Source organism: Shinella sp. HY16, assembly GCF_028534175.1.
In the GTDB taxonomy this organism is placed as follows: Bacteria; Pseudomonadota; Alphaproteobacteria; order Rhizobiales; family Rhizobiaceae; genus Shinella.
In genome coordinates this window covers 1,011,857-1,038,326 of sequence record NZ_JAHYXL010000002.1, presented here as the reverse complement: position 1 = coordinate 1,038,326, position 26,470 = coordinate 1,011,857, and the positions used below count along the sequence as shown (strand labels likewise).

Genomic DNA, 26,470 nt, shown 5'->3' with positions numbered 1-26,470 from the left:
CGATACCGATGCGTATCAGACCTTACCGAGGAGTCTCAAAATCTTGATCCGAGAGCCGAGTGACGCTGCGAAAGATACTCGGCGACGACCCGGCATGATCGTGGAAGAAGCGTGAAAAATGCGCCGGCACGGAAAAGCCGAGTTGGTCGCCGATCGCGGCGAAGCTCTCCGTCCCGTCGGCGACGGCCGCAACCGCCCGTTCGAGCCGCTGCACGTTGAGGAAGACGCGCGGCGTCACCCCCATCGAGGTTTCGAATAGCCGGAAGAAATGTGCCCTTGAGAGGCCGACATCGATCGCCAGCCGGTTGAGGTCGGAGATCTCGCCCGGTGCCGCCTTCATGCGCTCGACGGCCTTGCGGATGCGGAAGTCGAGCATGGGGCGCGATGTGAGGTCGCGAATTGAATTCGGCACCGCGCGCCAGTCGGCGAAACGCTCGATGACGGCAATCATCAGTTCGCCGAGAAGCACCTCGTGGACTTCGGTGCTGTTCGGCTCCTGCACCATGGCCTCCGCAAGCGTGCGCGTGCGCGAACGGATGTCGGGGGTGATCGAGCCCACATTGCAGGCGAAGAAGTCGGGCGCGTGGCTCGTCGCCCAGTTCGGCCGGAAATGACCGAGCCATTGCGGTTCGATATAGAGCGCGAGGATCACCGTCTTCGGACGCGTCTGGTCGTGCGCATAGGCATGCGGTTCCCACGTGTTGATGAGAACGGCGCTTTCGTCGGTGAGGGGCACCAGCCGATCGCGCACCGAAAACTGCGTATCGGCCCCCTCGACCTTCAGCAGGACATGGCAATGCGGGTGCGCGTGCCGCACCAGGGGCCGATCCATATCCAGCAGCGCCACCCTCCCAAAGCGGCCACGTGCGATGCGCAGAGCATTCGACATCGCTTAAATATTGTCCATTTCGTAGAAACCGCAAGCCCGGCAGTGTTTAAGCCCTCAGGGCAGATGCCGGTCCGATCTCTTCAGGCCGACGAGGCTGAGCTTGCGCAGAACTTCATGTGGCGCAGGCATGCGCCACACGGTTTGAAAGCACTCCACGACATTGCGTGCCGTCACGGCAAGGCCTGGAAGGGCGACCCAGGCCGGGGCGAGGCGACCGAGCAGGGCGGTGACGGTGATGGAAGCTGCGGTTTCGCCCTGGCGGAACGGCTGTTGGGCCGCAATTGCCATAAGCGGTTCGTTGGCCGCAAGGCCGATTGCGGCCTCCTGGCCAAGATCCACCGTCGTCATCGGAATCTTGCGTCCCATTGTTGCGAGAACCCGCGCGGCGGTCATTGCCGGCGTGTCCCAGACGACAAAGAGGCCGGCTAGTTCGGGATGGGCTTCGGCAAGCGTCCGCGTGGTTGCTGCGACCGCCGACAGCGCCGGAAAACGCTGTACGCGGAGCGAAACGTCCGGGCGGTTGACCTGCATCCATTTCACGAACGCGATCTCGCGTTCATTGGTCGCGAAGAAATCGGCGTCATAGCCGAGCACGCCGACCTCGGCACCCTCGCGCAGATGCGGCGACAATCCTTCGGCCGCGATCTTTCCGAGCCCGAAATTGTCCGCTGAGACAAGCGAGATATAGTCCTTGCCCGGAAGCAGGCCGGTCGGCACGTTGTCGAGCAGGACGAGCTTGATGCCGGCCGCTGAAACGCGCGCATGCGGTGCTGCGACTTTCGAGTTGGCGACGGGCAGCGATATGATCGCATCCGGCGCCTCGAGAGTCAGGCGCTCCAGTGCTTCGATCTGCGCCTCCGGGTTGAAGGCGCAATCGACCACATCGATGACCGCGACCCCGCAATTGCCAAGCGTGCCGACGATGCCCGAAAGCTGCTGCTTGGCCCAGTCGCTCTCAAGCGTGTGCAGCACGATCGCGACGCGGAAGCCGCTTGCCCGCGCCCGCTCCATGTCCTCGGGCAGCAGCAGAACCCGTTCGGGAGCCGACGCGCGCTCGCCGTGAGGGCCAAGACCAGTAATCGCCATTCAATCCTCCTCACATGTCCGGTGGCCGGACAATGTCTCCCTCGATGACTTTCCGCTGGGCGATCTCGTTTTGCATCTGCTGGAAAAGAGGATGCGCCTGGGGCTGGCCCGACATGATCCAGTCTCGCAGCATGGGTGCTGCGAACAGACCTTCGGTCGCGACGATGGCGGCCCCGACAAGCCCCGACGAACTGCCCATCTGGGAGCGGATGATCTGCAGATCGCGGCTGACGAGCGGATGGCAGGCGCCGTAAATTGCCTCCCGCGCGGAGGCGAGAAGAATGTCATTGGTTTGGGCGATCGAGCCGCACAGGACGATGAGCGCCGGGTTCAGCATGTTGGCGAGCGTCGCGACCACCTGGCCGATCAGCCGGCCACTCTGCGACAGGATCTCGATTGCCGCCGCATCGCCCATCTGGGCGGCCTGGGCGACTTCCAGCGCCGTGATGTCGCCGCCGCGCCGCACAAGCTCGGCGAGGACAGGGCTCGCTCCGTTCTCCGCCGCAAGCCTGCCGTCCTGGGCGATGTGGTCCGATCCCGCCATCGCTTCGAGCGTGCCGGTCCTGTCGCCCATCGTCACCGGTACGGAACCGATGAGGCCGACGGTACCCTGCGCGCCGCGAAACAGCGTCCCGTCGCTTGCCAGCCCGGCACCGATGCGTTTGCCGACCTTGACCAGCAGCATCGTACGTTGATTGCGTCCGGCGCCGGCGTGGAGTTCACCCATCGTCATCGTTTCGACGCTGGAGCGAAGCCAGACCGGAGCATTGAAGGTGGCCACCAGTGTCTCGACCAGCGGAAAGCTCTCCCAGCCCGGGAGGACAGCCGGTGTGGCGCGCTGGAAAAGCGCCTCGCCGCCGTCGGACACGGCGCCAGGTACGGAAATAGAAATGCCGTAGAGTTGAGGATTTGACTGCCGCTCGAGAATCCAGCGGAAGAGCGTCACCAGCCGTTCGGCAAGGGCGGAGACCGGCTGGGTGAGTTCGGTCGCCTCGTGATGTTCCATGAGCAGCGAGCCGGCAAGATCGGCAACGCCGACGCCAAGTGCAGTCTGATCGAGCGTGGCGACGAGAATGCGTCCGCGATCCGCCGAAAACCGCACGAGGCGCGGCGCCCGGCCACCGGTGGCGGTGCCGAGCTCACTTTCATCGACGAGGCCGAGTTCGCAGAGCGTCCCGAGCCGATCAGCGACGACGGCGCGCCCAAGCTCGCTGTGCCGCTCGATTTCCTGGCGGGTGGTGGCCTGTTCGGTGCGGACAAGGTTGAGGATATCGACGAGGCTGGGTGCAGCGGTTTCGGAGACGCGGGGGCGGCCTTTGCGGCGCGGATGCCCATCAGTTTGCACGCTCGCCGTCGTCGGCATGGTTCTTCCTTTCTGGCAGCTTCGCCTTCCTTCCCTTGATAAGGCCGCTTGTTTCGACTGGCAACACCATACTTTTGTATTAAATAAGCAAAAGATCGAAATGATATGCGTTTAAATATTTGACATCGATTTTTCTTCGGCGTAAGACTCGCTAGAGATTACGACGGTCACTGGGAGGAGGCGCCGATGTCGAATTTCAAGCTCGCTTATCATGCGAATTGCTGGGGCAGCCTTGGCGGGGATGCGGTCGGCGTCACGTCGATCACCAATCTCGCCTATCGGACGTTTGGCGACATGCGCCGCGCCTTTGCCGACATTGCGGCGGCGGGATACGAGGGGGTCGAGCTTTTCGACGGCAACCTTCTCGATTTCAGCATCGAGGACATGCGTTCCCTGCTCGCCGACAACGGCCTTGCGCTCGTTGCGACCTATGCCGGCGGCAATTTCATCTTCGACGATATCCTGCCGGAGGAGCTTGCCCGGGTCGTCCGTGCTGCCGATCGCGCCGCCGAACTCGGCGCGCCGCATCTCGTCGTCGGTGGCGGTGCGAAGCGCTTCGATGGCATCCGCGAGGCGGATTATCACAAGCTCGCGGCAGCGCTTGACCGGGTGAAGGAGATCGCCGAAGCGCGGGGCCTTACCGCCCACTACCACCCGCATCTTTCGACGATTGTCGAGGGACCGGCGGAAGTGCGCAAGATTTTTGCACTCACCGGTATCGATTTCTGCCCGGACACGGCCCATCTCGCGGCTGCCGGCGGCGATCCGGCTGCGCTTGTCCGCGAGCATGCGGCGCGCATCTCCTATGTGCATCTGAAGGGTTTCCAGAAGGAGCCCTTCGCATTCACGCCGATCGACCGTGGTGACGTGCCAACGGACGGGATCATCGCGGCCCTTCGGGAGACCGGCTTTGCCGGCTGGGTCTGTACTGAACTCGATTCCTGGCCTGATCCGCTTGAGGGAGCAAAGGCGAGCATGGCCTATCTTAAATCGGCCTGACGGCCGCGACCGGGGCGGGAGCCCCACTTTCGGGAGGAGAAAGTGATGATGAAAAGACGAACTCTGTTGGGCACCGCCGCCGTTTTGGCGCTCGCTCTTGGTTATGCCGCGCCGGCCTCGGCCGATCCGGACACCGCGCTGGCGGAGCTTCAGAAGACGGTTCTTTCCAAGGGGCCTTCAGGCGAGGATCCGTCGCCGGCCGCTGATGTGACGCTGACCGATGAGGAACTGGCGAAGATCAAGGCGATGAACGCGACGGCGGCGATCGTCATGCATTACGGCGGCAACGACTGGTCGCGCGCCCAGATCAACGGCCTGCAAACACAGTTCGCCGCCATGGGCATCAAGGTCCTTGCTGTGACCGACGCCGGATTCAAGCCGGAAAAGCAGGTCTCCGACATCGAGACGATCATGGCGCAGAAGCCGAGCATAATCGTTTCGATCCCGACCGACCCGACAGCGACCGCCGGGGCCTACAGGGCGGCGGCGGAGGCTGGCACCAAGCTCGTCTTCATGGATAACGTGCCGACCGGTTTTGTTTCCGGCAAGGACTACGTGTCAGTCGTGTCGGCAGACAACTATGGTAACGGCGTCGCCGCGGCACATCTAATGGCGAAGGCGCTGAACGGGGAGGGCGATATAGGACTGGTCTTCCATGCTGCCGACTTCTTCGTCACCAAGCAGCGCTACGATGGCTTCAAGGCAACGATCGCGTCCGACTATCCCAATATCAAGATCGTGGCCGAGCAGGGCATCGGCGGACCGGACTTCTCGGGTGACGCGGAAAAGGCGGCGTCTGCGATCCTCACCTCCAACCCGAACATCAAGGGCATCTGGGCGGTATGGGATGTTCCGGCCGAAGGCGTGATCTCGGCAGCGCGCGTTGCCGGCCGCGACAATCTCGCCATCACCACGATCGACCTCGGCGAGAACGTAGCGATATCGATGGCCCAGGGCGGTTTCGTCAAGGGGCTCGGCGCGCAGCGGCCCTACGACGCCGGTGTGGTCGAAGCCAAGCTTGCCGGTTATGCGCTGCTCGGTAAGCAAGCGCCCGCCTTCGTCGCGCTGCCGGCTCTACCGGTGACGCGGGAGACGCTGCTCGACGGCTGGAAGGCGGTTTACTCGACCGAGGCGACGGACAACATCAAGTCAAGCCTCGGACAGTGACCGACCAGGCACGGGGCGACCACCGTGCCCCGTGCCGAATGACATGATCCGGCTTCGGCCGGCAGATGGAACGCGGCTCGCTGCAGCCGACCTCTTTCAGGAGAAAACTGATGACCAAAGTGATGAACGTCGCCATGATCGGCGGCGGCTTCATGGGCAAGGCGCATGCCATGGCCTATGCCTCCATGCCGATGTTCTTCTGGCCCGCACCGGCCATTCCCCATCGTAAGGTCGTCGTCGACGTGACAGACGGTATGGCGGAGGAAGCGCGCCGGCGTTACGGCTTCGAGGAGGCGTCCTCGGACTGGCGGGCCGTCGTCAATCGGCCGGATATCGATGTCGTCGATATCTGCACGCCGAACAACGTGCATGCCGAGATCGCCATCGAGGCGGCGAAGGCTGGAAAGCACATCATCTGCGAGAAGCCGCTCGCCCGCACCGTCGAGGAGGCGAAGGCGATGCTCGACGCGGTGAAGGCCGCGGGCGTCATCCACATGGTCGCCTTCAACTATCGCCGCACGCCGGCCGTGGCGCTTGCCAAGAAATATATCGAGGAGGGCCGCATCGGCCGCATCCTGAACTTCCGCGGCACCTATCTGCAGGATTGGTCGGCTGACCCGGATTCGCCGCTTTCCTGGCGCTTCCAGAAGAAGATTGCCGGCTCCGGCTCGGTCGGTGATATCGCCACCCATGTCGTCGACCTCGCCCACTATCTCGTCGGCCCGATCGCCGAGGTCAATGCGATCACCACCACCTACAACAAGACGCGACCGCTGCAACAGGGCGGCGTCGACAAGCTCGGCGCGGCGGAGAAGGCGGCGGACGCCGAACGCGGCGTGGTGGATGTCGATGACGAGGTCGTCTCGATGTTGAAATTCGAGGGTGGTGCGATCGGCAGTCTCGAAGCGACCCGTAACGCCTATGGCCGCAACAACTTCATCACGCTGGAAATTCACGGCACCAAAGGCTCGATCCACTTCAACTACGAGCGCCGCGACGAGCTTCAGGTGATGTTTGCCGACGACCCGGCGGATGCGCGCGGCTTCCGCACCGTCTATAGCGGCCCGGCGCACCCCTATGGCAACGGTCTCTGGCCGATCCCCGGTCTCGGCATTGGCTATTCGGAAACGAAGATCGTCGAGTGCTACGATTTCTTCTCGGCCATTGCGAAGAACCGGCAACCCAGCCCGAACTTCGAGGACGGTCTCAAGACGGAACTCGTCGCCGACGCCCTCATCCGTTCCGGCGAAACCGGCCTGTGGGAGAAGGTGGGATGAGTGCGACCGCCGCTGCCGTCCGCATGACCGGCATATCCAAGACCTTCGGAGGGGTACATGCGCTGGATGACGTGTCCTTCGAGGTCATGCCCGGCGAGGTCCATGCGCTGCTGGGCGGCAACGGCGCGGGCAAGTCGACGATCCTCAAGGTGCTGAATGGGGTGCATCGCCCCGACAAGGGCGCAATCGAAGTCGGCGGCGTGCCCCTGACGACACATACGCCGGAGGCGTCTCGCGCCGCCGGCATCGCCATGAATTACCAGGAAATGAGCCTGGTCCCGACGTTGACGGTCGCGCAGAACATCTTCCTGACACGCGAATGGCGCGACGGCACGGGGTTTATCGACGACCGGGAAGCCGAGCGGCGCGCGGCGGACATTTTCGCGCTGCTCGATGTCTTCGTCGATCCGAAGGCCGTGGTCGGCGATCTCGGCGCCGGCCAGAAACAGTTGACGGAAATCGCCAAGGCAATCTCGCAGGATGCCAGGGTGCTGGTGCTGGACGAGCCGTCGACGGCGCTCGCCGTTTCCGATGTCGAGCGGCTCTTCGTCTTTCTGCGTAAGCTGAAGGCAAAGGGGGTGGCGATCATCTATGTCAGCCACCGCATGGACGAAATCGCCCGCATTGCCGACCGGGCAACGATCCTGCGCGACGGCCGTCACGTCATCACCGCGCCGCTCAGCGAATTGCCGATCGATACGATGATCGAGCATATCGTCGGCCGGCGCTCGAAAGGGCTGTCGGACGTCGAGCGCGGCGCGGCCGTAAAGGGCGAACGTCTGCTGGAGCTTCAGAACGTCAGCGGCCGCCACAAGCCGGAAGACGTTTCCCTGACGCTGCATTGTGGTGAAGTGCTGGGGCTCGCTGGCCTTCTCGGTTCCGGCCGCTCGTCGCTCGCGCGGGTGATCGCCGGCATCGACCCGGTCCTCAAGGGCGAAATCCGCATCAAGGGCCGCGCGGTCGCGATCAGCAAGCCGGGGGACGCGATCGGCGCGGGTGTCGCACTGGTTCCGGAAGCACGCGCGACCCAGGGCATCATCCCCGCCCATTCGGTTGCCTCCAACATGATCCTCGCCGTCATCGACCGGCTTTCCGCGGGCGGTCTCGTCGATACGAAGGCGGCGAACGACCTGACCGACGCGCAAATCGAGCGCCTGCGCGTAAAGACGGCGAGCCGCGATCATGCCGTCTCGACGCTTTCGGGCGGCAACCAGCAGAAGGTGGTCATCGGCAAATGGCTCGCCACCAATCCGGACATCCTCATCCTCGACGAGCCGACGGCAGGCATCGATATCGGTTCGAAGTCCGAGATCATCCGTCTGGTTCGCGAGCTTGCCGCCGCCGGCAAGGGCATCATCATGATCTCGTCCGAACTCTCCGAGCTTTTGACCGCCTGCGATCGCATTCTCGTCATGTCCGAGGGACGCGTGCACCAGGATCTGGCGCGCGAGGCGCTGGAAGACCCGTCGGTGCCCGCTGATGACCTTGCCCACCGTCTCCAGGCGGCCGAACAGCGGCTGCAAATCGAAATCCAGAAAGCCCTTGCGGTTCAAGAGGTATCCAATGGCTAACGCCTTCTTCGCCAACTGGCGCCAGAACATCATCTATATCGGCTTCGTCGCAGTCTTCCTCGTCTTCGCAGTCACTTTGGCCGACAAGGGGTTTCTCAATCCCAACAACCTGCTCAACATCGTGCGGCAGACGGCGATGATCGCCGTCATGGCGATCGCCATGACCTTCGTGCTGTCGGCGGGTGAGATCGACCTTTCGGTCGGCGCGGTCGCGGGCCTTTCGACCGTCACCGTGGCCATGGCAATCGCGGCAGGCGGGCCGATCGTCGGCGTCGGGGCCGGCATCGCCACGGGCCTTGCGGTCGGCATGTTCAACGGATGGCTGACCACCCGCATTGGCATTCCCTCGTTCCTCACCACGCTTGCCATGATGGGTATCGCCAAGGGCGTCGCCATGTGGATATCCGCGACGGCGGCGGTACCGATCCTGTCGCCCGGCTATTCCTGGCTCTTCGGCGGTGGCAATCTCGGGCCGGTGCCGGTGCTGCTTCTCTGGATGGCGGTGCTCGGCGGCATCGGCCATATCGCGCTGCGGCGCTCGGGCTTCGGCCGGCGGGTGCTGGCGACCGGCGGCGGCGAGACGGCGGCGCACTATTCCGGCATCGACACGAAGGCGATCAAGTTCAAGGTGCTGGTCATCTCTTCGCTCGCGGCAGCGCTCGCCGGCATGCTCTATGCGGGGCGTCTGCAATCTGGCCGCTTCCAGCTTGGCGAGGGCGACGAACTCTCCGTCATCGCGGCTGCGGTGCTCGGCGGGACGAGCCTCTTCGGCGGCAAGGGAACGGTGATCGGCACCATCGTCGGCGCCCTGATGATCGGCCTCATCAACAACGGTCTCATTCTGATGGGGCTCGAATTCAGCCAGCAACTGATCGCCCGCGGCGGCATCATCATTCTTGCCGTCGCGCTCAGCCAGAAGCGGAGCTGATGCCATGATCGTTTCGCTCATTGCAACGCTGACAGCCCGACCGGAAACGCGAGAAGAGCTTTTCCGCCTTCTCGTCGATCAGGTCGAGCCAACCCGGGCCGAAAATGGCTGCATTGACTACAACCTTCACGTCGATGCCATGGATCCCCACGTCTTCATGTTCTACGAGAATTGGAAGAGCCAGGCGGATTTCGACGCGCACATGGAAATGCAGCACCTGAAGCCGCTGCTAAGCCAGATCGACCGCCTGCTGGCAAGACCGATCGACATATGGCGGCTGCGGCCGGCGGAGCCCACGGGCAACGGGTGATCGGCCTGCGCCTGACAAGGGCGGCTATCAGCGTTGCCGGCGAAACGGCTTGGTCGGTCCCCATTCGACTAATCTCCGACAAAGGCGCTCATCGATTGTCTTGCGATGCGTCGATAGCCCTCCGCAAGGTCTCCGCAAGCTGTCGTCGGCTATAGGGTTTTGCAAGCGGCCGGAATCGCGACGTGGTGCCGATGCGTTCGACATCCGCGTAGCCGGTGGTCAGGACAACCGGGACGTTCGGATACAGCGTCATGATCTTGGCTGCCATAGCGTCGCCGTCAATTGGGCCGGGCATGACCACATCGGAGAAAACTAAATCGAACGGTCCGTCTGTCTTGAGTAGCTGCAATGCTTCCGTTGCGTCGTCCGCGCATGTGACGGAATAGCCAAGCGAAACGAGTGTGCCCGCGGCGAATTCACGGACCATTGGATCATCCTCCACGACGAGAATGCGCTCACTGCCACCTTCCAGCACTCCGTTCGAGATGGGCTCCGCGGTTATTTCCGTAGACGCCAGTCGAGGAAAGGACAGGAAAATGGTTGTTCCCTTGCCCGGTTCTGATTCAATTTCGATCCGGCCCCCTGATTGCCGCACGAACCCATACACCATGCTGAGACCCAATCCGCTGCCTTTGCCGAAGGGCTTCGTCGTGAAGAACGGCTCGAAGGCCTTTGCCCGCGTCTCCGCTTCCATTCCGAAGCCGTTGTCGGAGATTCGGATCACCGCGTCGTCATCGCTTAGCGTCGTCGAGACTGTCACCCTGCCGCCATCCGGCATTGCATCGCGTGCGTTGATGCAGAGGTTCATTATGGACGCTTCCAGTTGTGCAGCATCCGCTCTGACGTGACCTGCCACCGGATCAAGTGCGAGGTGCAGGATGATGGTTTCGCCGAGAGCCGTAGACAGCAATCCCTCCATGGCCCGGATTGTCCTGTTGATGTTCAGGGACGCCGGCTCTAGGGGTTGCCGTCCCGCGAAGGTGAGTAGCTGGCGTGTGAGGGCGGCGCCTTGCCGCGAGGCCTTGTGGTTCAACTGTGCGATTGCAGAAAGTCGCGGATCGGCAACTTCGTCGGCCAGCGTCTCGGCTGTCCCGATGATGACCGTCAACAGGTTGTTGAAGTCATGGGCGACGCCGCCCGTCAGTTGGCCTATGGCTTCAAGCCGCTGTGCCTGCAGCCGTTTTGCCTCGTTCAGCCGTGTCTCAGTGACATCGCGGACACCACCGACCATGCGGGTTGCCATGCCTGCGGCGTTGCGGATGATGTGCCCCTGATCGAGAACCTCGGCATAGGTCCCCGTTCCCCGACGGAAGCGGTATTCTTCCAGCCACGTGTCGACCTCATCTTCGATCGCGGCAAGCACGGTGGACACGACACGTTCGCGGTCGTCCGGGTGGATCTTGGATGCCCATTCCCGAAAACCATCCTCGATCGGTACGTCGTCGTGCCCGAAGACGGATTTGATGTTACTGTTCCATTGCACACGGCCGGTCGCAATGTCCCAGTCCCAGACCGCGTCCGTCGTCATCATGGCAACAATTGCGAAGCGTTCCTCGCTTTCCGTCAGCCGTTCCGCCGCTCGCTTTTTTTCGGTGATGTCGCGACCGGTTGCGACGAAATGGCTCGCGCGTCCATCGGAACCGACAATGGGTGCGATGCTCATGTCCACCCAGTATTCGCGGCCGTCCTTGGCGTAGTTCAGAAGTTCGGCCCGAATCGCCCTTGACCGCGTGATCGCGCGGTCAATCGCTTCAATGGTGGCGAGTTCGGTGCCGTGACCCTGCAGAAAGCCGGGAGATCGGCCGAGTGCGTCAGGCCGTGAATAGCCGGTGATCCTGATGAAGGCGTCGTTGACGTAGACGATCGTTTGCCTGCCTCCGGGCTGCGATGCTGCCTTTGTGACTATGACGAAGTCGTCGATTCTCGAGATCGCCATTTCCAGCAGATGCAAGTGCTGGTCGGCAGCATGCCGCTTCGTCACATCCCGGAAATAGACGGTCAGCCCTCCCGGCCCCGGATAGGCGGTGACCGAGAACCATGCGTTCAGGGACTCGTAAAATACTTCGAAATCGGCTGTCTCGCTTTCGCGGACGGCACGCTCGTAGTGCTGCCGGATGATCCCCGAGGATGCCTCCGGGAACTCCTGCCAGATCAGGCGGCCCATAAGCGCCGATCGCGGGCGCGCGAGCAGACGTTCGGCCTGACGGTTGAGGTAGGTGAAGCGCCAATCGGTATTAAGCTGGAAAAACGCATCGCTTATGTTCTCCATCGATTCGGCCAAGCGCCGCTCAAGATCCCTGGCGGTATTCTCCAGCCGCTTGCGCTCATCGATATCCTGGAGGGCGCCCTGTATTCGGAAGATTTGGCCCATGTCGTCGCGGATCGCCACGCCGATTGCGCGAACCCATTTCCGCCGACCTGTGCCATCAATGATCTTCACCTCGATATCGTAGGGCAGACCGGTGGCAACGCAGGCTTCGAAATGCCGAGTGATCGCATCTCGCCACTCCGGCGCAAAATAGCCGATCCCCTCCTCGAAGGCGATTGTCTTGCCCCTTGGTCTCTCGTGGATCGACCAGGTTTCATCCGCCAATTCGATTCTCCGATCGGGCAGGTGCACCACCCATCCACCGAGCTTCGCGGCCTTGCCGGCGATCTCGATAAGAGCCTGGTTTCCATAGAGATCTTGCGACTGTCGGCGAGCGTCGCGAGGTACGACCCGATCTTGATGGAGTCGCCAAGCGATGATCAGCGTTGCGCCGACGACCCAGAGCCATGCAGTTGTCGGGAGCCAGGCGACGATGAAAGCGGAGATGCCGCCGACCAGAACCCCAGCGGAAAACCGATCCGTCGCACATTGCCTGAGACCGGTCCCCAGGATGCGAAAGCCATTGCCAGCATTTGCGTTTTCCCGTCGCATGATTTGCGTCGTCCTCAGCCGCCGTTGATTTCAACCTCGATAGTCTCAAGCGATGCCGCAATCCATGAGAGATCGCTTAATTTTACCTTATTTAAATTTGGCGCCGCGGTCGCTTAACGGTGCGCCGGTTTAATCGATGCATCCAACTGCCGCGTTCCTGCCCTACCGATGGGGTGGGACCTCGGCAAGCATCGAGGTCAACCTGTGAAAACCACAAAGAGAACGACCTATCTGAGCCGTGTCGAATCCGACTACTTCAGCCGTCAATGGTGCCGCCGAAGCGTCACGCTTTTCTGCAATCTGCTCTTCACCGGGAAATGGATGCGCAAGACGCAGATCGTACGCTGTCTCGTTGTGGAGATCAGCGAAGGTGAGGCGACCGTGCGCATAGGAAAGTCGTTGATTCCAGATCACGCTTACCTTGTTTTCGGTAAGTTTGACGTCGTGGTCGGCAGCATCGTCGTTCAGCGCGATCCGGGGCACCTGCATCTTTGCTTTGTAAAACCGTTGAGACCGGACTTCGTCAATCGGCTGGCACACATGAGCTCCCCGTTTGCCACCTTGGAAAGTCTCAATCCGAGAACCATATAAGTTGGCGAAAATGTGCAGCCAATGCTGCGCCCAATGCCATCCCCGCTCTATGGCGCGCAGGAAAGGGGCTTGGGCCACCGCACCAAACAATCGAAGAGACTATGAACATAATGATCATCGAAGATCAGCGCGACGTCGTTGATATGTTGCGGCTGAACTGGTCGGATTCTCGGGACCGGCTGGATTGCCTTGCATCCGTGAGGCAAGCGAACCGCTTCATTCATTCAAACGAGCTCGCTGCCTATGACTGCATCCTCATCGACATCAACCTGACAGACGGTAGCGGGCTGGAAGTGCTTCGTGAGGCGCGCTCACGCTCCGACGTCCCTATCATCATGATCTCGGGTGCTGGAGACGCCGATAGCCGGGCGGACGCCATCAGTGTCGGTGCAGACGACTATGTGATGAAGCCGTTCAGCGTGAAGGAACTGCGCGCCCGGGTCCATCGCCTGCACGAGGCGCGGATGGGCCGCAACGCCTTGCGGCAGAGCGTCGCTTTCAAGATTGGCAATATCGATTGCGACATCGGACGCCTGTCGATGGATTTCGACGGCACCAGTCAGCCACTGACCGCACTCGAAGGAAGGATACTGCAGGTCCTTTTCAACAGTGTGGGAGAAGACTGCCCAAAGTCGTGCATTGCACGCCAGGCGCTCTTTCGTGAACACGACCCGCGCGACAAGACGATCGACGTCTACATCAACAGGCTGCGCGGCAAACTTGCGGAACTGGATGCTGCGAGCGGTGACGTCATTAAGACGATCCGCGGCGTGGGCTATCGCCTGAGCGAAATCCAACAACGGTCAGAGTAGAAGAGCCCTATGCTTGAGTGTGTTGATCGTCATGTGCTCTCCGCGGAAGCGGTTGGTCCCGAAGGAACTCCGCCAGACGAAGCGGCTCGCCTCAAACGTCTGAGAGAACTGTCCAGTGTGTCCTCCGGCCCGGATCCGGTGCTCGATGCACTGGTCGATGCCGCCTGCCTTGCGGCCGATACGCCGATCGGCCTCATCACCTTGCTTGATGGCGAACGCCAATGGTTCAAGTCGAAGCGGGGCATCGAAGGGGACGGGTCCTGCAGAGCCGACGCCTTCTGCGACCACACAATCCGGTCGTCGAGGCCCTTCGTGGTGCCGGATGCCGTTCGCGATGTCCGCTTTGCCGACAACCCTTTCGTTACCGGTAGCGACAGGATCCGTTTCTATGCCGGCGTGCCGCTGGAGATCGAGCCGGGGCTTCGGCTCGGCTCGCTCAGCGTGCTCGACCGGGTGCCGCGACGTCTAGGCGCCGACGTGCGCGGTTTGCTGGATCGGCTGGCGCGTTGCGCCGTGGAACGTCTCCTGCAATCCGAAGACCGCTATTTGTTGTCTCGGATCGACTCTGGCCGGCTGGGTCGCGCAAATGCCGACAAGGCGGCGCTGGTGCTTGCCGAAGAAGCGCTCCTGCATGGTTCTTTTCTGCTCCACTACCAGCCGAAGATAGCGCTCGATACGGGAAGGCGCATTGGTTTTGAGGCTCTGTTGCGGCTCAAGAAGCCTGATGGATCAGTAATCGGTCCTATGGCGTTTTCCGCGGCTTTCGACGAGCCGATATTATCCAGACGTATTGGCAGCCACGTTCTGCGGTGCGCCGTCGCTCAAGCCAAGGCGTGGGCGACGGCCGGTGTCGATTTCGGGCACATTGCGATCAACGTTTCGTCGTCACAGTTTATCGGGTTGCCCGGCAGCCCTTGCCTTGTGGATGAAATCCTTGGCGCAACCCGCTCAGCAGGGCTGTCACCTCGTCATATCCAGGTCGAGGTCACGGAAGGGGTCATGCTGTCGGAGCAGGGTGGCGATATTGGCGCACAGCTTGAGGCGCTGCGTACGGCCGGCTTTATCGTGGCTTTCGACGATTTCGGTACCGGCTTTGCTTCACTCGTGCATCTGAAGGACTTTGCCTATGACCAGATCAAGATCGACGGTTCCTTCGTACGTGCGATGACCGGCTCGAGCGCCGATCATGCCATTGTGAAGGCCATCATCGATATGGCGAAGGCACTGGGAAAGCAGGTCGTCGCCGAGGGGGTTGAAACGGTGACTGAACTCCACGCACTACGAGAGCTTGGCTGTAACTTTGGCCAAGGGTTCCTTTTCGGCCGACCCGCCAGCGCATCTGATTTACGAGTTTTGCCCGACTAACGGACAGGAACAAGGGTCGCCTCACCACGCATTTTTGATGCGAGGTGCGGATGTTCATCTATGCATAGCCGGCGTCGTGTTCGTCGGATAGCCACTCGATATCGGCTTGTTCGTCTGCTGTTGCGTAACCGGTCCTGTCTGATTCCGTCGTCAGGATCTCGTGATGAAGAAGCAGCGCTCCAAGCTTCGGCTTATGTTGCCCGCCGGCTTCGTCAGCATGTGGCCCGAAGGCAGCGATAACGGGCATTCTTCGAAACCGCCGCGCGGCTCAAACGAAGATCCCAGACGCCGCGCGCCGGCCCGAACCTCAACGAAAATAGACGACGACCCGCTGCGTAACTCTCCACAATAACCACCCCGGCAGACCTCACATAGCAGGAAAGCCTCACATTGCGTGTGTGTTACTCCGCCACATCAGGCAATGCGGCGTTCATGTGGTAGACTTTGCCGACGCCCGCCCGTTCCGCCGAGGCATACGATGACCGACCACCTGCTGGTTCAAAGTCTGTCTATGATAATGGTTTCGGCCGTTGCTGTCGGACTTCTCGCCGCGCTGCGAATGCCTGCCGCCATGGGCTACCTCCTGGCGGGACTTGCGATTGGTCCTTATGGTCTGAATCTCGTGGCACTCGGTGACGATACGCTCTTCCTCGCCGAACTCGGCCTGATCTTCCTGATGTTCATGGTCGGGCTGGAGTTCTCGCTGAGCACCCTGCTTGCAGCGCGCACCGACGTCCTCTTGGCAGGCAGCCTGCAGGTGGGCGGGACGCTTACGACGATTGCCGCCGCGCTCTGGTTGCTCGGGCTTGATCCTCGCATCGCCATTCTGCTTGGTGGCGCTGTGGCGATGTCATCGACCGCCGTTGCCATGAAACAACTCGCCGAACAGGGCGAGATTTCGAGCCAGCATGGACGCTTTGCCCTCGGCATCCTATTGTTTCAGGATATCGCGACGATCCCCCTTCTCGTCGCCGTGGATAGCTGGTCGAGGCAGGCATCTGTCGATCCGTTCGATCTCGTGGGGCGTCTCGGGCTTGCGGCGATTGCACTCATCGCGGTCTCCATCATCGCGCGCCCGCTCGTCCGTACTGTTTTTGCCGGTGCTTCCAGGTCCCGCTCGAACGACCTGTTTCTCCTGGCGGCGCTTTTCGTTGCTCTCGGGGCCGCCTATCTCGCTCATCTCGCTGATCTGGCTTTGCCGATTGGCGCCTTCATTGCCGGCATGGTGATCGGCGGGAGCGACTTTCAGCACCGCGTCGAGGACGATGTACGACCATTCCGCGACGTCCTTGTCGGCCTGTTCTTCGTCACAGTGGGCATGCAGATAGATCTCCGGCTGATGGTGGTATTTCCATACGCGATCCTTGCGTGGTGTGTGGTCTTTCTGTTCGGCAAAGCGCTCGTTACCTTCGTTGTCGGGCTCATGCTGCGCAGGTCCGCCGCGATCGCCCTTCACGTCGCAGTCATCCTTGCCCACGGCGGAGAATTCGGCCTGCTATTGTTGACCATGGCCATGAACAGCGGTCTGCTGCCCTCCGAGGTCGGTCAACCGGTCCTCATTGCCCTTGCACTCACCATGGGCCTGGCCCCAGTGCTGATTCAGCAAACCGCGTTTGTCGAGCATCTCGTTGGGAACCGGCGGACCCGCGTGGCCGCAACCGAGAATGCGATTCGCGCAACATGCGCGTCGCTCGACCGACATGTTGTGCTGTGTGGATGCGGACGTGTCGGACGCCTCGTTGCGACTGCGTTTGAGGCGGCGAAGATACCGCACATCGCCATTGAGTCCGATCTCGCGCGCTTTAAGGAAGCCCAACGAGAGAGCCACATGATCGTCCACGGCGATGCCGCGCTTCGTAACTGCCGATTGGGGCGGGGTGGTCGAGAACAGCAAGGCGTTCCAAGAAATCCAATGCTACGTGAAATCGATCGTCAAAGAAGGGCTTAGGGAGAGCCACTCTCGCGATATGAGCCTTCAGCTAGCTCGATTGAAGAAGGAGCTGGACGCTAGGCTGAAAGACCTCCCAGAACACCGCCGACGCTACGCTGAGGAAGCCCTCCACCGGATCCTGCAGCGATTCTATCGGGAAAGCGAAGACCGCATTGCGACGATAGCAGAGGTCGCGCTCGACGCCATGGAGCATGACGCCTACTGGGCCGTCTTCGAGCGGATAAATGCCACCGACCGCACAGATGTCAGTTCCTTTGCAGCGGCGCTCGAAAATTTTGGTATGGTTGAGCTCTCTGGGATCGCTGCTCAAGCGACCAGACGGATGAGATTTCTGGACTACCTCCAGGAGCTTATCGACAACGAAGCGACTCTCGAAAAAGACGTCCATAAGGCCTTCGAGACGAATTTGTGGCTTCTTGGCCGCCAATACGCTCTGATGTCATCGAACATCACACTGAAACGGGTCATCGCGAACTATAGTGATAAGAAATTTACGGGCGAGCGGGCCTCGAAACGGCCTGATCTTCTGTTGTCGCAGGATCTTGCTGACAGCTATCTGCTCATTGAGTTTAAGCGCCCCAACCATCCGATTTCTCGGGAAGACATCGCTCAAGCTCAGCAATATCGTGATGACTTGTCAGGGACCATCACTTCAAGCAGCCCGTTGAGGATCTTGATGATCGGCAAGGGTTCCGCAGCCTCTATGGACAAAAGATATGGGACTGACATGACGACCGTCAATTCCTACGCGAGCCTACTCTCGTCCGCTCGCACGGAACTTGACTGGCTGGTTTCATCGCTAACCCGTCCGTAGATCGCCCGTTCGTTGAAGGTTTGGACGGTCATCGGGCCCATTTCCGCGAATTCTGCTTCGCCCGAAGCAGCTTCGCATTAGAACATACAAGTCTCGGTGTGCTCAGGCTTCCGCAGCCAAATCTAAAAGCCTTCCCAGCGGGGAGGGCTTTCTGCGTTTGACGCCGCCAAAACAAACCGCCTTTTCCACGCCGCCAGCCACATCCGTAGAATGCCAACGAAATCGGTAACGGAGACGGAAACCCAGTGACCTGCCACTGAATCTCATCCAGCTGCGACTAGAGCCTCGGCGATTCTGATCAATTCTGACTACGCCAAGTGGCACGGCGGGAGCAACCGACGGAAACGCGAAGCTTTCATCTTGCGCAGCGTTGGAGCCGGTTGCGGCGATGGACCCGGCATAGTCTGCCGGGGCCTGGTATCCGAGCGATGAGTGTGGCCGGAAATGGTGGACGTCATCTGCCCACTCGGCCATGGCACTGCTGGCATGATCGAGGCCGAAGAACAGGCTCTCGTTCAGCAGTTCGTCGCGCATCCGGCCATTGAAACTCTCTCTATATAGCCGTTCTGCATGGGCTTTCCTGGCGCGACGCAATGCCACTGGACTTTGTGATTGATGATCACGCCGGTGGTTTGACGATATGCCGTAGGGGCAAGGCGAAAAACGTGGTAAGCGCCACCTAAATTACAAACAGGAGTGTCTCTGTGAGCGAACCGACCGTAGCTGAAGCAAGAAACCGCATTTATGAATCGATCCAAGCGGACAATGCGGATATTGATGCGCATATCGCGATTCTCAAGTCAGCGTTGGCGCGGGAAGGTCTAAAAGAGGCGATATTTGACCCGGCCAGGCTCGCGCACAGCAACCGTTCCGGTAGAAAGCTGATGCAAGCTTACTTTCGGCAGCGCGGCGTGACGGTAAAATTCTCGGATTCGTGAAGCCTCTGACGAATCTCCCAGGAGGGCAGGGGTTACGCTAGCTCTCCTATGTCTATCTACGGACATTGGGATTATCCGCCATTCAAGACCCATCGATATCGATATGGGAAGTCCGCAGATGTGCTGACCGGCATCCGGGGGCAGCCTCCTGTGCCGCCCCCCCGGAACAGGAGCAACCCGACGTGCCGGCCATCGGGTGCCCTCCCGCTCAGTGGCCGATCATCCACTTCTTGCGGGTCGGCGTCGGCTTGTTGCCGATCTTGCACAAGGCACAACCGCAACCGGCGAGATGTGCCTTCTTCACCACCTTCGGCTCGCTGCCGCTTGCTTCCGAACGTGTAAGGGCACCGCGCAGTTTGCCGTTCATCAGGCTGAGGCGTGGTGCAGCCATGTCCCGGTTGCTCTGTTCTTCGCATTGCGGGCATGCGCAGGCTTTGAGCGCATCCTGCATCGACACCCATTCTTCAAACGGTCCACAATCGTTGCAAACGTAGTTGTAGAGCGGCATTGCCAGTCTCCCCAAAAGTCATGAATCTAGAAAATGGGCGGGCACGCCAGTCCTTGCCGCCCGTCCGCGATCAATCGTGTTGCCGCGCGGTGCGCCGACCCGGCATCACAGCTTGCCGTCCAGCAGCAGGAAACCTGGTAACCAGCCGGTGACGATGCCGGCCAGCAGCGTGACGATCGCTGTCAGGCGCAGGATCGGCCGCTGCATTGCGAGCAACAGGAAATACAGGAACCACAGGATCCCCCAGATCACCCAGTTGGACGCCAGCCAGAAATCGGTCGATGTCTGGGCGGAGGAAAGCCCCTGCACAGACACCGGAATGGTGGTGATGGCGACAAACAGGCTGAACCAGCCGAGGCCGCGTCCGTCCACCTTCACCACCCTGTTGTAGGCCACCCAGAAATAGGTTGCCGAAAACAGGATCGTCAGCGCGGCACCCTTGATGGAGGCCGCGTCGGCATTGGGACCGAACGCCCAGGCCAGCGACGCGGACAGCGTCACGAAACCGGAGACGACATTGATGACGATGATTTCTCGGTCCTCGATTTTTCCGAGAAGCCAAAGCCCGTTGAGAAACAGGACTGCGCCGACATAAAGCAAGGCAAATCCGAGCAGCATGAAACCCCCTCCCAGGAGAGCAACGGCCAGGGCGGGGCCTGACCGTCGCTTCATTGTTGTTGTGCGGTCCAATCAACTCGTCTTGGCGACGTCTGCCTTGAAGTTCTGCTTCTTCGGCCCGAGCGCATTGGGGTTTATGTCGAAGTCGAAGATCGCCGTCGGTATGGCCAGCGTGGCGCAGACGTTGGGGATGTCGACGATGCCGGCAATGCGCCCCTCCACCGGCGCCGTTCCCAGGATCATGTAGGCCTGCTCGCCGGAATAGCCGAATTTCTTGAGATACTCGATCGCGTTGAGGCAGGCCCGGCGATAGGCGACATGGGCGTCGAGGTAATATTGTTCGCCGGTGTGCTCATCGACCGAGATGCCTTCGAAGATGAGATAGTCATCGAAATGCGGGTCGATCGGACTCGGTTTGAAGATCGGGTTGATGACACCGTATTTCGCCATGCCGCCCTTGATGACATCGACGCTGATGTCGACCCAGCCGGCCATCTCAATGGCGCCGCAGAAGGTGATCTCGCCATCGCCCTGCGAGAAATGGATGTCGCCCATCGAGAGGCCGCCACCCTTCACATAAACAGGGAAATAGACTTTCGAGCCGCGCGACAGGTTCTTGATGTCGCAGTTGCCGCCATGTTCGCGCGGCGGAACCGTGCGCCATGCCTCGGCGGCGGCCTTCTTGGCAGCGTCGCCCTTCAGTTGCCCCATCAATGCGGTGTCGGCATAGGGCAGTGCTGCCAGTGGCGGAACGCGGCCGGGATCGGTCGCCACCAGTTCGGCTTCGCGCCGGTTGGCTTCGGCGAGCAGCTTGTGGTCCGGCAGGCAGCCGATCAGGCCGGGATGGATGATGCCGGGATAACGCACGCCCGGAATGTGGCGCGACGTCGTGTAGATCCCGTGAAAATCCCAGCAGGACTTGCTGGCTTCGGGGTAATGCTCGGTCAGGAAGCCGCCGCCGTTTTCCTTGGCGAACAGGCCGTTGAAGCCCCATTCCGAGTCGGGTTTCGCACCGAGGTCGAGAATGTCGACGACCAGCAGGTCGCCGGGTTCCGCGCCATCGACGCCGAACGGGCCGCTGAGATAGTGGACGCGGGTCAGATCGACGTCGCGGACATCGTTGGCGCTGTCGTTGTTGCCAATCTGGCCTCCCGTCCAGTCATGGCACTCCACCCGGTAGGTATGTCCGGGCTTGAGGTGATCGACCATCGGAATATCCGGATGCCACCGATTGTGTGTCTTGATGGCATGATCTTCGGGCGCTTTGTTCAGATCGACTGAGAATACTGTCTGTGGCATGCGGCTGTTCCTCCTCAATGCCGGTGTGCAAGAGGTGGCGTACGCCTCCCTCGTTCTTGCGCTGGGCAGTGCCGCCCGGCATCACCGTGCGTGACCACGATAGGAACCGCATGTAATCGCCATGCATCGGAATGCAGGCTGCTTTGTAATTTTTTGTAACCAGAATGGGTGCGGGCAGTGCGCGCTGCGTGCTGCGATCGTCTCGTTTTAGATAGTATTTTCAATTGATTATGAAATCCCTCCCGTATTTGGAAGGTGCAGGTCCGCCTTCGCCTGTTCTTGCGCGATGCAGGTCGCGACCAAATGCCATCTTCCCTTCTCGACCGCGCCCCCGAATTGCGACTATCGTAGCGGCATGTCCGTTGCCGAACTGAGATCACGCATCCTTATTGTCGACGACGATCGCCGGCTGTGCAGCTTTCTGGAAAAATTCCTGACGAGCGAAAGCTATGCGACTGTCAGCGCCCATGACGGGCGCTCGATGCGGCGTGCATTAGCCGATGAGGCGTTCGATCTCGTTATCCTCGATCTCGGCTTTCCGGTCGGGGAGGATGGGGTAACGCTCGCGCGCAGCATGCGCTCGCAATATGATCTGCCGCTTATCATGCTATCGGGCAAGAACAGCACGATTGACAAGGTCGTCTGTCTCGAACTGGGTGCCGACGACTATATCACCAAACCCTTCGAACCGCGCGAGCTTCTGGCGCGTGTCCGCACGGTGATGCGGCGCTTTGCCAAGCGGATCGTCCTTCCCGAGGCGATGGAGGCCGATCCCTCGGAGGCCGTTTGTTTCGATGGATGGCGGCTCGATCCGGCGCGTTACAAACTGGCGTCGCCGAACGGCGAGAATGTTCGGCTCACCAGCCAGGAGTTCCAGATACTCTCGGCGCTTGTCGAGCGGCGCGGCCGCATTCTGTCGCGTGAACAGATCCTCGATATCGTCGCCAACCGCAACTGGTCTCCCTATGACCGCAGCATCGACGTGCTGATCGGCAAGATACGTCGCAAGCTCAGAGACAATCCGCGCGATCCGCAGCTCATCAAGACCATTCGCGGCGTTGGCTACATGTTTACCCCTCAGGTGAGGGACTGAGGCGCGCGAGGCAGGTAGAGATTGATCCGGGTCCCCTCGTCGGGCTTGCTGGAAATGCCGAGGCGCCCACCGGACTGGCGGGCGAAGCCATCCACCATCGACAGGCCGAGGCCGCTGCCCTTTCCAGCAGGCTTGGTACTGAAGAGCGGTTCGAGCGCCCGGCGTTGCACCGCCGCGGGCATCCCGTGCCCGGTGTCGATGACCGAAATGACCACATATTGACCAGGCGGCAGGCCTGACGCCACGCGGGCATCGTCTGGCCGGAGGGCAAGATTGCAGGCCTCGAACCGAAGCGTGCCGCCGTCCGGCATCGCATCGCGCGCGTTGAGCGCCAGGTTGAGCAAGCTGGTTTCGAGCTGCGCCGGATGAACCTCGACAGCGTGCAGGCCATCAGCCAGTTGGAGCGACAAATCGATCTTGCCATCCAGCGTACGGCGCAACACGCGCATCAGGTCCGGCAGCGCTTCATCTAGGCGAATGCAGACGGTATCGCCTCCTTCACGGCGGCCGAAATTGAGCAGCCGGGAGGTCAGGTCCGTCCCGGCCTTCACGGCCTCGAGCGCGTCGTCGACCATCTCGGCTAGGTGGGGCTCAGCCTGCACATGCTCCTGCAGCCAGCGCAAATTGGCCAGCAGGACGGCCAGGATGTTGTTGAAGTCATGTGCGATACCACCGGTCAGCTGGCCCATCGCCTCGATGCGCTGCATCTGGCCGAGCCGCTCGGCGGCCAGGCGCCTTTCCTCCATCAGCCGGGTCCGCTCGAAACAGCGCTCGAGGGTCGCCAGCAGGTCGGCGCTGTGGAATGGCTTGCACAAGTAGTCGTAGGCGCCGGCCTGCAACGCCTCAACTGCCGTCTCGACCGAGGCATAGGCCGTCACCATCAGGCAGATAAGGTCGGGGCTCTGCTGCCGGAACGCCCGGACCAGCTCGACACCGTTGCCGATACCCAACCGCACATCGACCAGGGCAACGGCCGGCCGGCACGAGGCCAGAGCGCTTTGGGCGGTCGGTGGATCGTGGGCCGTGATCGTCTGGTAACCCTCGAGTTCGAGCAATCCGGCGAGGCTTGCGGCGAAGTCCTCGTCGTCGTCGACGATGAGGACACGCTTCCTTTCCGCCGGGTCCGTCCCATGCGGGATGACATCGTCGCCAACAAGATCGCTCTGCAGGTCGGTCAGGTCCGTCATGATGAGGCCGCACCCGCCCGCGGGAGAACGATCGATACGCGCGTGCCCGCGCCCTGTTCGCTTTCAATCAGCACCGAGCCGCCATGCTGCTCGACGATACGCTTGACCAGGGGCATGCCCAGCCCCACGCCAAATGCCTTGGTGCTGAACAGCGGCTCGAACACCCGTGCCGCCGTTTCGCGCGACATGCCGGCGCCGTTGTCGGCGACGCAGATGATAGCGCTGTCGGCCTCGCAGCGGGTCGAAACGGTGATCACCGCGTTATCCGCGTTCCCCTCGCAAGCCTGGACGGCATTGGCCAGGACATTGCAAAAGGCCTGCCGCAGCCGCTCGCCATCGGCGGATATCCTGCATCCGGCGGCAAGTTCCAGCTGGATCGGCCGCGCATTATCCTGCTCGGCGACCTGCTGGGCGACCCACCGGTCGATCAGGATTGGTGTCAGCGTCAGTGCGTGCCGGCGCGAGAAGTCGAGCAGGTCTTCGATGATTCGGACACAGCGCCAGGCGTTTCGTTGCAGACGCTGCAATTCGGAGAGCACAGGTTCGTCGGCACTCTTCAACGAGCGGCGCAAGACATCGGCTGACGTCACCAAGGTGCCCAGGGGGTTGCGCAGTTCGTGGCTGACGGTTGCGGTGATCTGGCCGATGGCTGCGAGGCGTTCGTTGCTCGCAAGGTCCCTCTGTGTCTGGCGCAGCTTTTCCAGGGAGGCGACGAGATCGCGTTCGGCGAGCTCACGGCTCTCCTGCGACAGGACGATCCACCAGGCGCCGATACCGAGCAGCGGCAACAGCGCGAGAAAGACCCTGAGAAGCAGTTGGCCGTTTGCCAGATGCGGCTGTTCCGACCCCGGCTCGATCAACCGGTAGGTCAGCAGGAACACGCCGCCGGCAATCACCGCCAGGGCAAACAGCACGCCTGCCACCTTGAGCAGACGCTGCCCCATGCGGGGCGCGATCTTGTCGCGCATGTGCGGCAGCGTCTGGCCGAAATAGCGCGAACTTTCGAGGCCGCCGCCTGGCGACTTGCAGACGTCATGGCAATGCGAATCCAGGCTGCAGCACAGCGAGCATATCGGCTGCTCGTAGAAGGTGCAGTGTACCATGTCGGAGCGTTCGTATGTGACGCCGCAGATGGCGCAGAGATTGGCATCCAACTTCGCCGCCGGTAGATCGACGGGCGGGCGTGCGAGATAGTAGCGCCCCTTGGTGGCGGTGCCGATCGCCACGGCGCTGACAAGGGCCGTCGCAAAAGCGATCGGCGCGGCATAGGCCTGCATCATGACGCCGAGAACGCCGGAAAAACAGACAAGCGCAACGAACGATGCCAGCGCCATCGAGCCGCAGCCGACAGGATTGAAGTTGTAGAGATAGGCGCGCCGGAACTCCGGGTATGCCGGGCTGATCCCCAGCGGCTTCAGGATGGCGAGATCAGCGAAGATCGAGCCGATCCACGCTGCCGCAATGATCGAATAGACTGCCAGCACCAATTCCAGCGTCTGGAAGATACCGAGCAGCATCAACAGCAGCGAGATCAGGATGTTGAACACCAGCCAGACGACCCGGCCCGGGTGGTAGTGGGTGACGCGCGAGAAGAAATTGGACCATGCCAGCGAGCCGGCATAGGCGTTGGTGACGTTGATCTTCACCTGCGAGATCAGCACGAAAACTGCGGCAAGGGCGAGCACGATGCGCGGGTCCGTGCTCACATACTGGTAGGCGATGATGTACATGTGGATGGGTTCAAGCGCTGTCGACCGCGACAGGCCGGCCTGGATCGCGAGCACCGCCAGCAGGCTGCCGCACAGGATCTTGAAGCCGCCGACGACAATCCAGCCCGGACCTGCGGCGACCACCGCCGCCCACCAGCGAAAACGGTTCTCGCGTGTCTTGTCGGGCAGGAAGCGCAAGTAGTCGACCTGTTCGCCGATCTGGATGGACAGGGCGCACAGAACGCCGATGGCCGAGCCGAAAGCAAGGAAATTGAACCCTTCGCTGCCCATGTCGCTGCCGACGAAGGCGGCCCATTCGTCGAGCGTGTCGGGATGCGCGAGCAGGATGTAGGCAAACGGCGTCAAATGCAGGGCGATCCAGATCGGCTGCGACAGAAGCTGCAGTTTGCTGATCAGCGTCACGCCCATGAAGGTGATCGGGATGATGACGACCGAGGAGATGACATAGCCCAGAACGAGCGGCACATCGGCGAACAGATTGAGCGCCTGCGCCATGATCACGCCTTCGAGCGCGAAGAATATGAAGGTGAAGGTTGCGTAGATCAGCGAGGTGATCGTGGACCCGATGTAGCCAAAGCCCGCGCCGCGCGTCAACAGATCCATATCGATGTTGTAGCGGCTGGAATAGTAGGCGATCGGCAGGCTTGTCACGAAAACGAACAGGCAGGTTACCAGGATTGCCGGAAAGGCGTTGGCGAAGCCGTAGCTGAGCGTGATCGCACCGCCGATAGCCTCAAGGGCGAGGAACGAAATACCGCCGAGCGCGGTGTTGGCGATGACAAATGGCGACCAGCGGCGAAACGACGTGGCCGCGTATCGGAGAGAATAGTCTTCCAGTGTCTCGTTCGCGATCCAGGAATGGTATGATCGCAAGGCTGGCAGCTGTGGCGTTTCCATCAAGCGCCACACAGATGCGTCGTGGCCCGACCCTGTAATCGGCACATGAAACGGCTCCTCCCAAAGCGTGTTCCTGCGGTGTGGCCGCGCTCAGCCGAGAACGATCTATCATCTCTCATGGGGGTCCATCAAACGGAAGAGAGAACATACCTGGATT

At 61.3% G+C, this 26,470-nt stretch carries 22 protein-coding genes and 1 pseudogene; 13 read left to right on the top strand and 10 right to left on the bottom strand.

Annotation, left to right across the window (positions count from 1 at the left end; all coding sequences use genetic code 11):
• Window positions 1–22: 22 nt before the first annotated feature.
• Genes K0P03_RS25290 through K0P03_RS25280 form a run of 3 tightly spaced genes read right to left on the bottom strand, consistent with a single transcriptional unit; the run spans window position 23 to window position 3,338 of the window.
• Window positions 23–889: a helix-turn-helix transcriptional regulator gene (locus K0P03_RS25290; protein WP_272790942.1), complete on the bottom strand. Its 867-nt coding sequence runs from the start codon at window positions 887–889 to the stop codon at window positions 23–25.
• Between the two features lie 54 nt (window positions 890–943).
• Complete coding sequence (locus K0P03_RS25285) at window positions 944–1,975, bottom strand: substrate-binding domain-containing protein (RefSeq protein ID WP_272790941.1); 1,032 nt, start codon at window positions 1,973–1,975, stop codon at window positions 944–946.
• Between the two features lie 10 nt (window positions 1,976–1,985).
• Complete coding sequence (locus tag K0P03_RS25280) at window positions 1,986–3,338, bottom strand: ROK family protein (RefSeq protein WP_272790940.1); 1,353 nt, start codon at window positions 3,336–3,338, stop codon at window positions 1,986–1,988.
• 186 nt (window positions 3,339–3,524) lie between these two features.
• Between K0P03_RS25280 and K0P03_RS25275 the strand changes: the two genes are divergently transcribed.
• The 6 genes from K0P03_RS25275 to K0P03_RS25250 all read left to right on the top strand — a co-directional run bounded on the left by K0P03_RS25275 (window position 3,525) and on the right by K0P03_RS25250 (window position 9,590).
• Window positions 3,525–4,337 carry a sugar phosphate isomerase/epimerase family protein gene (locus K0P03_RS25275; protein ID WP_272790939.1) on the top strand — a complete coding sequence of 271 codons (813 nt, stop codon included), beginning with the start codon at window positions 3,525–3,527 and terminating at the stop codon, window positions 4,335–4,337.
• Window positions 4,338–4,385: 48 nt separating this feature from the next.
• A complete protein-coding gene (locus K0P03_RS25270) occupies window positions 4,386–5,504 on the top strand; it encodes a substrate-binding domain-containing protein (protein WP_443020607.1) in 1,119 nt (372 codons plus the stop codon).
• Between the two features lie 110 nt (window positions 5,505–5,614).
• On the top strand, window positions 5,615–6,781 hold the full coding sequence (locus K0P03_RS25265; protein WP_272790937.1) for a Gfo/Idh/MocA family protein: 1,167 nt from the start codon (window positions 5,615–5,617) through the stop codon (window positions 6,779–6,781).
• Window positions 6,778–8,352, top strand: a complete 1,575-nt coding sequence (locus tag K0P03_RS25260) for a sugar ABC transporter ATP-binding protein (RefSeq protein ID WP_272790936.1) — start codon at window positions 6,778–6,780, stop codon at window positions 8,350–8,352. The genes K0P03_RS25265 and K0P03_RS25260 overlap by 4 nt, the downstream gene beginning before the upstream one ends.
• Window positions 8,345–9,280, top strand: coding sequence for an ABC transporter permease (locus tag K0P03_RS25255; protein WP_272790935.1), 936 nt, complete (start codon window positions 8,345–8,347; stop codon window positions 9,278–9,280). The genes K0P03_RS25260 and K0P03_RS25255 overlap by 8 nt, the downstream gene beginning before the upstream one ends.
• 4 nt (window positions 9,281–9,284) lie before the next feature.
• Window positions 9,285–9,590, top strand: coding sequence for a putative quinol monooxygenase (locus K0P03_RS25250; RefSeq protein WP_272790934.1), 306 nt, complete (start codon window positions 9,285–9,287; stop codon window positions 9,588–9,590).
• A gap of 88 nt (window positions 9,591–9,678) precedes the next feature.
• Here the strand turns inward: K0P03_RS25250 and K0P03_RS25245 are convergent, their stop codons facing one another.
• Window positions 9,679–12,510 (bottom strand): hybrid sensor histidine kinase/response regulator, encoded by a 2,832-nt coding sequence (locus K0P03_RS25245; RefSeq protein ID WP_272790933.1) that lies wholly within the window; start codon window positions 12,508–12,510, stop codon window positions 9,679–9,681.
• 204 nt (window positions 12,511–12,714) lie between these two features.
• Between K0P03_RS25245 and K0P03_RS25240 the strand changes: the two genes are divergently transcribed.
• From K0P03_RS25240 to K0P03_RS25220, 5 genes are all read left to right on the top strand, one after another.
• Window positions 12,715–13,101 (top strand): hypothetical protein, encoded by a 387-nt coding sequence (locus K0P03_RS25240; protein ID WP_272790932.1) that lies wholly within the window; start codon window positions 12,715–12,717, stop codon window positions 13,099–13,101.
• Window positions 13,102–13,211: 110 nt separating this feature from the next.
• Window positions 13,212–13,913: a response regulator transcription factor gene (locus tag K0P03_RS25235; RefSeq protein WP_272790931.1), complete on the top strand. Its 702-nt coding sequence runs from the start codon at window positions 13,212–13,214 to the stop codon at window positions 13,911–13,913.
• Window positions 13,914–13,922: 9 nt separating this feature from the next.
• Window positions 13,923–15,278, top strand: coding sequence for a sensor domain-containing phosphodiesterase (locus tag K0P03_RS25230; RefSeq protein WP_272790930.1), 1,356 nt, complete (start codon window positions 13,923–13,925; stop codon window positions 15,276–15,278).
• 478 nt (window positions 15,279–15,756) lie between these two features.
• Window positions 15,757–17,226, top strand: coding sequence for a cation:proton antiporter domain-containing protein (locus K0P03_RS25225; protein WP_272790929.1), 1,470 nt, complete (start codon window positions 15,757–15,759; stop codon window positions 17,224–17,226).
• A complete protein-coding gene (locus K0P03_RS25220; RefSeq protein WP_272790928.1) occupies window positions 17,198–18,043 on the top strand; it encodes a Shedu anti-phage system protein SduA domain-containing protein in 846 nt (281 codons plus the stop codon). The genes K0P03_RS25225 and K0P03_RS25220 overlap by 29 nt, the downstream gene beginning before the upstream one ends.
• Window positions 18,044–18,351: 308 nt before the next feature.
• On the opposite strand, the pseudogene K0P03_RS25215 reads toward K0P03_RS25220, so the two are convergent.
• Window positions 18,352–18,654, bottom strand: a pseudogene (locus tag K0P03_RS25215) (integrase core domain-containing protein); the annotation flags it as partial.
• A 93-nt stretch (window positions 18,655–18,747) separates the two neighbouring features.
• On the opposite strand from K0P03_RS25215, the gene K0P03_RS25210 reads away from it, so the two are divergent.
• Entirely contained in the window at window positions 18,748–18,981 is a 234-nt protein-coding gene (locus tag K0P03_RS25210) for a hypothetical protein (RefSeq protein ID WP_272790927.1), read from the top strand.
• Window positions 18,982–19,189: 208 nt separating this feature from the next.
• On the opposite strand, the gene K0P03_RS25205 is transcribed toward K0P03_RS25210, so the two are convergent.
• The 3 genes from K0P03_RS25205 to fmdA form a co-directional block, all read right to left on the bottom strand.
• On the bottom strand, window positions 19,190–19,489 hold the full coding sequence (locus K0P03_RS25205; RefSeq protein WP_023515595.1) for an FmdB family zinc ribbon protein: 300 nt from the start codon (window positions 19,487–19,489) through the stop codon (window positions 19,190–19,192).
• Window positions 19,490–19,594: 105 nt separating this feature from the next.
• The gene (locus tag K0P03_RS25200; protein WP_272790926.1) at window positions 19,595–20,107 is read right to left on the bottom strand and encodes an AmiS/UreI family transporter; all 513 of its coding nucleotides are present in this window, start codon (window positions 20,105–20,107) and stop codon (window positions 19,595–19,597) included.
• A gap of 72 nt (window positions 20,108–20,179) precedes the next feature.
• Entirely contained in the window at window positions 20,180–21,406 is a 1,227-nt protein-coding gene (gene fmdA / locus K0P03_RS25195; RefSeq protein WP_024271341.1) for a formamidase, read from the bottom strand.
• 355 nt (window positions 21,407–21,761) lie between these two features.
• Between fmdA and K0P03_RS25190 the strand changes: the two genes are divergently transcribed.
• The gene (locus K0P03_RS25190; RefSeq protein ID WP_037408894.1) at window positions 21,762–22,499 is read left to right on the top strand and encodes a winged helix-turn-helix domain-containing protein; all 738 of its coding nucleotides are present in this window, start codon (window positions 21,762–21,764) and stop codon (window positions 22,497–22,499) included.
• On the opposite strand, the gene K0P03_RS25185 is transcribed toward K0P03_RS25190, so the two are convergent.
• A complete protein-coding gene (locus tag K0P03_RS25185) occupies window positions 22,484–23,686 on the bottom strand; it encodes a sensor histidine kinase (protein WP_130517659.1) in 1,203 nt (400 codons plus the stop codon). The two genes, K0P03_RS25190 and K0P03_RS25185, sit on opposite strands and share 16 nt — an antisense overlap.
• Window positions 23,683–26,313 (bottom strand): ATP-binding protein, encoded by a 2,631-nt coding sequence (locus tag K0P03_RS25180; RefSeq protein ID WP_272790925.1) that lies wholly within the window; start codon window positions 26,311–26,313, stop codon window positions 23,683–23,685. The genes K0P03_RS25185 and K0P03_RS25180 overlap by 4 nt, the downstream gene beginning before the upstream one ends.
• Between the last annotated feature and the right edge of the window lie 157 nt (window positions 26,314–26,470).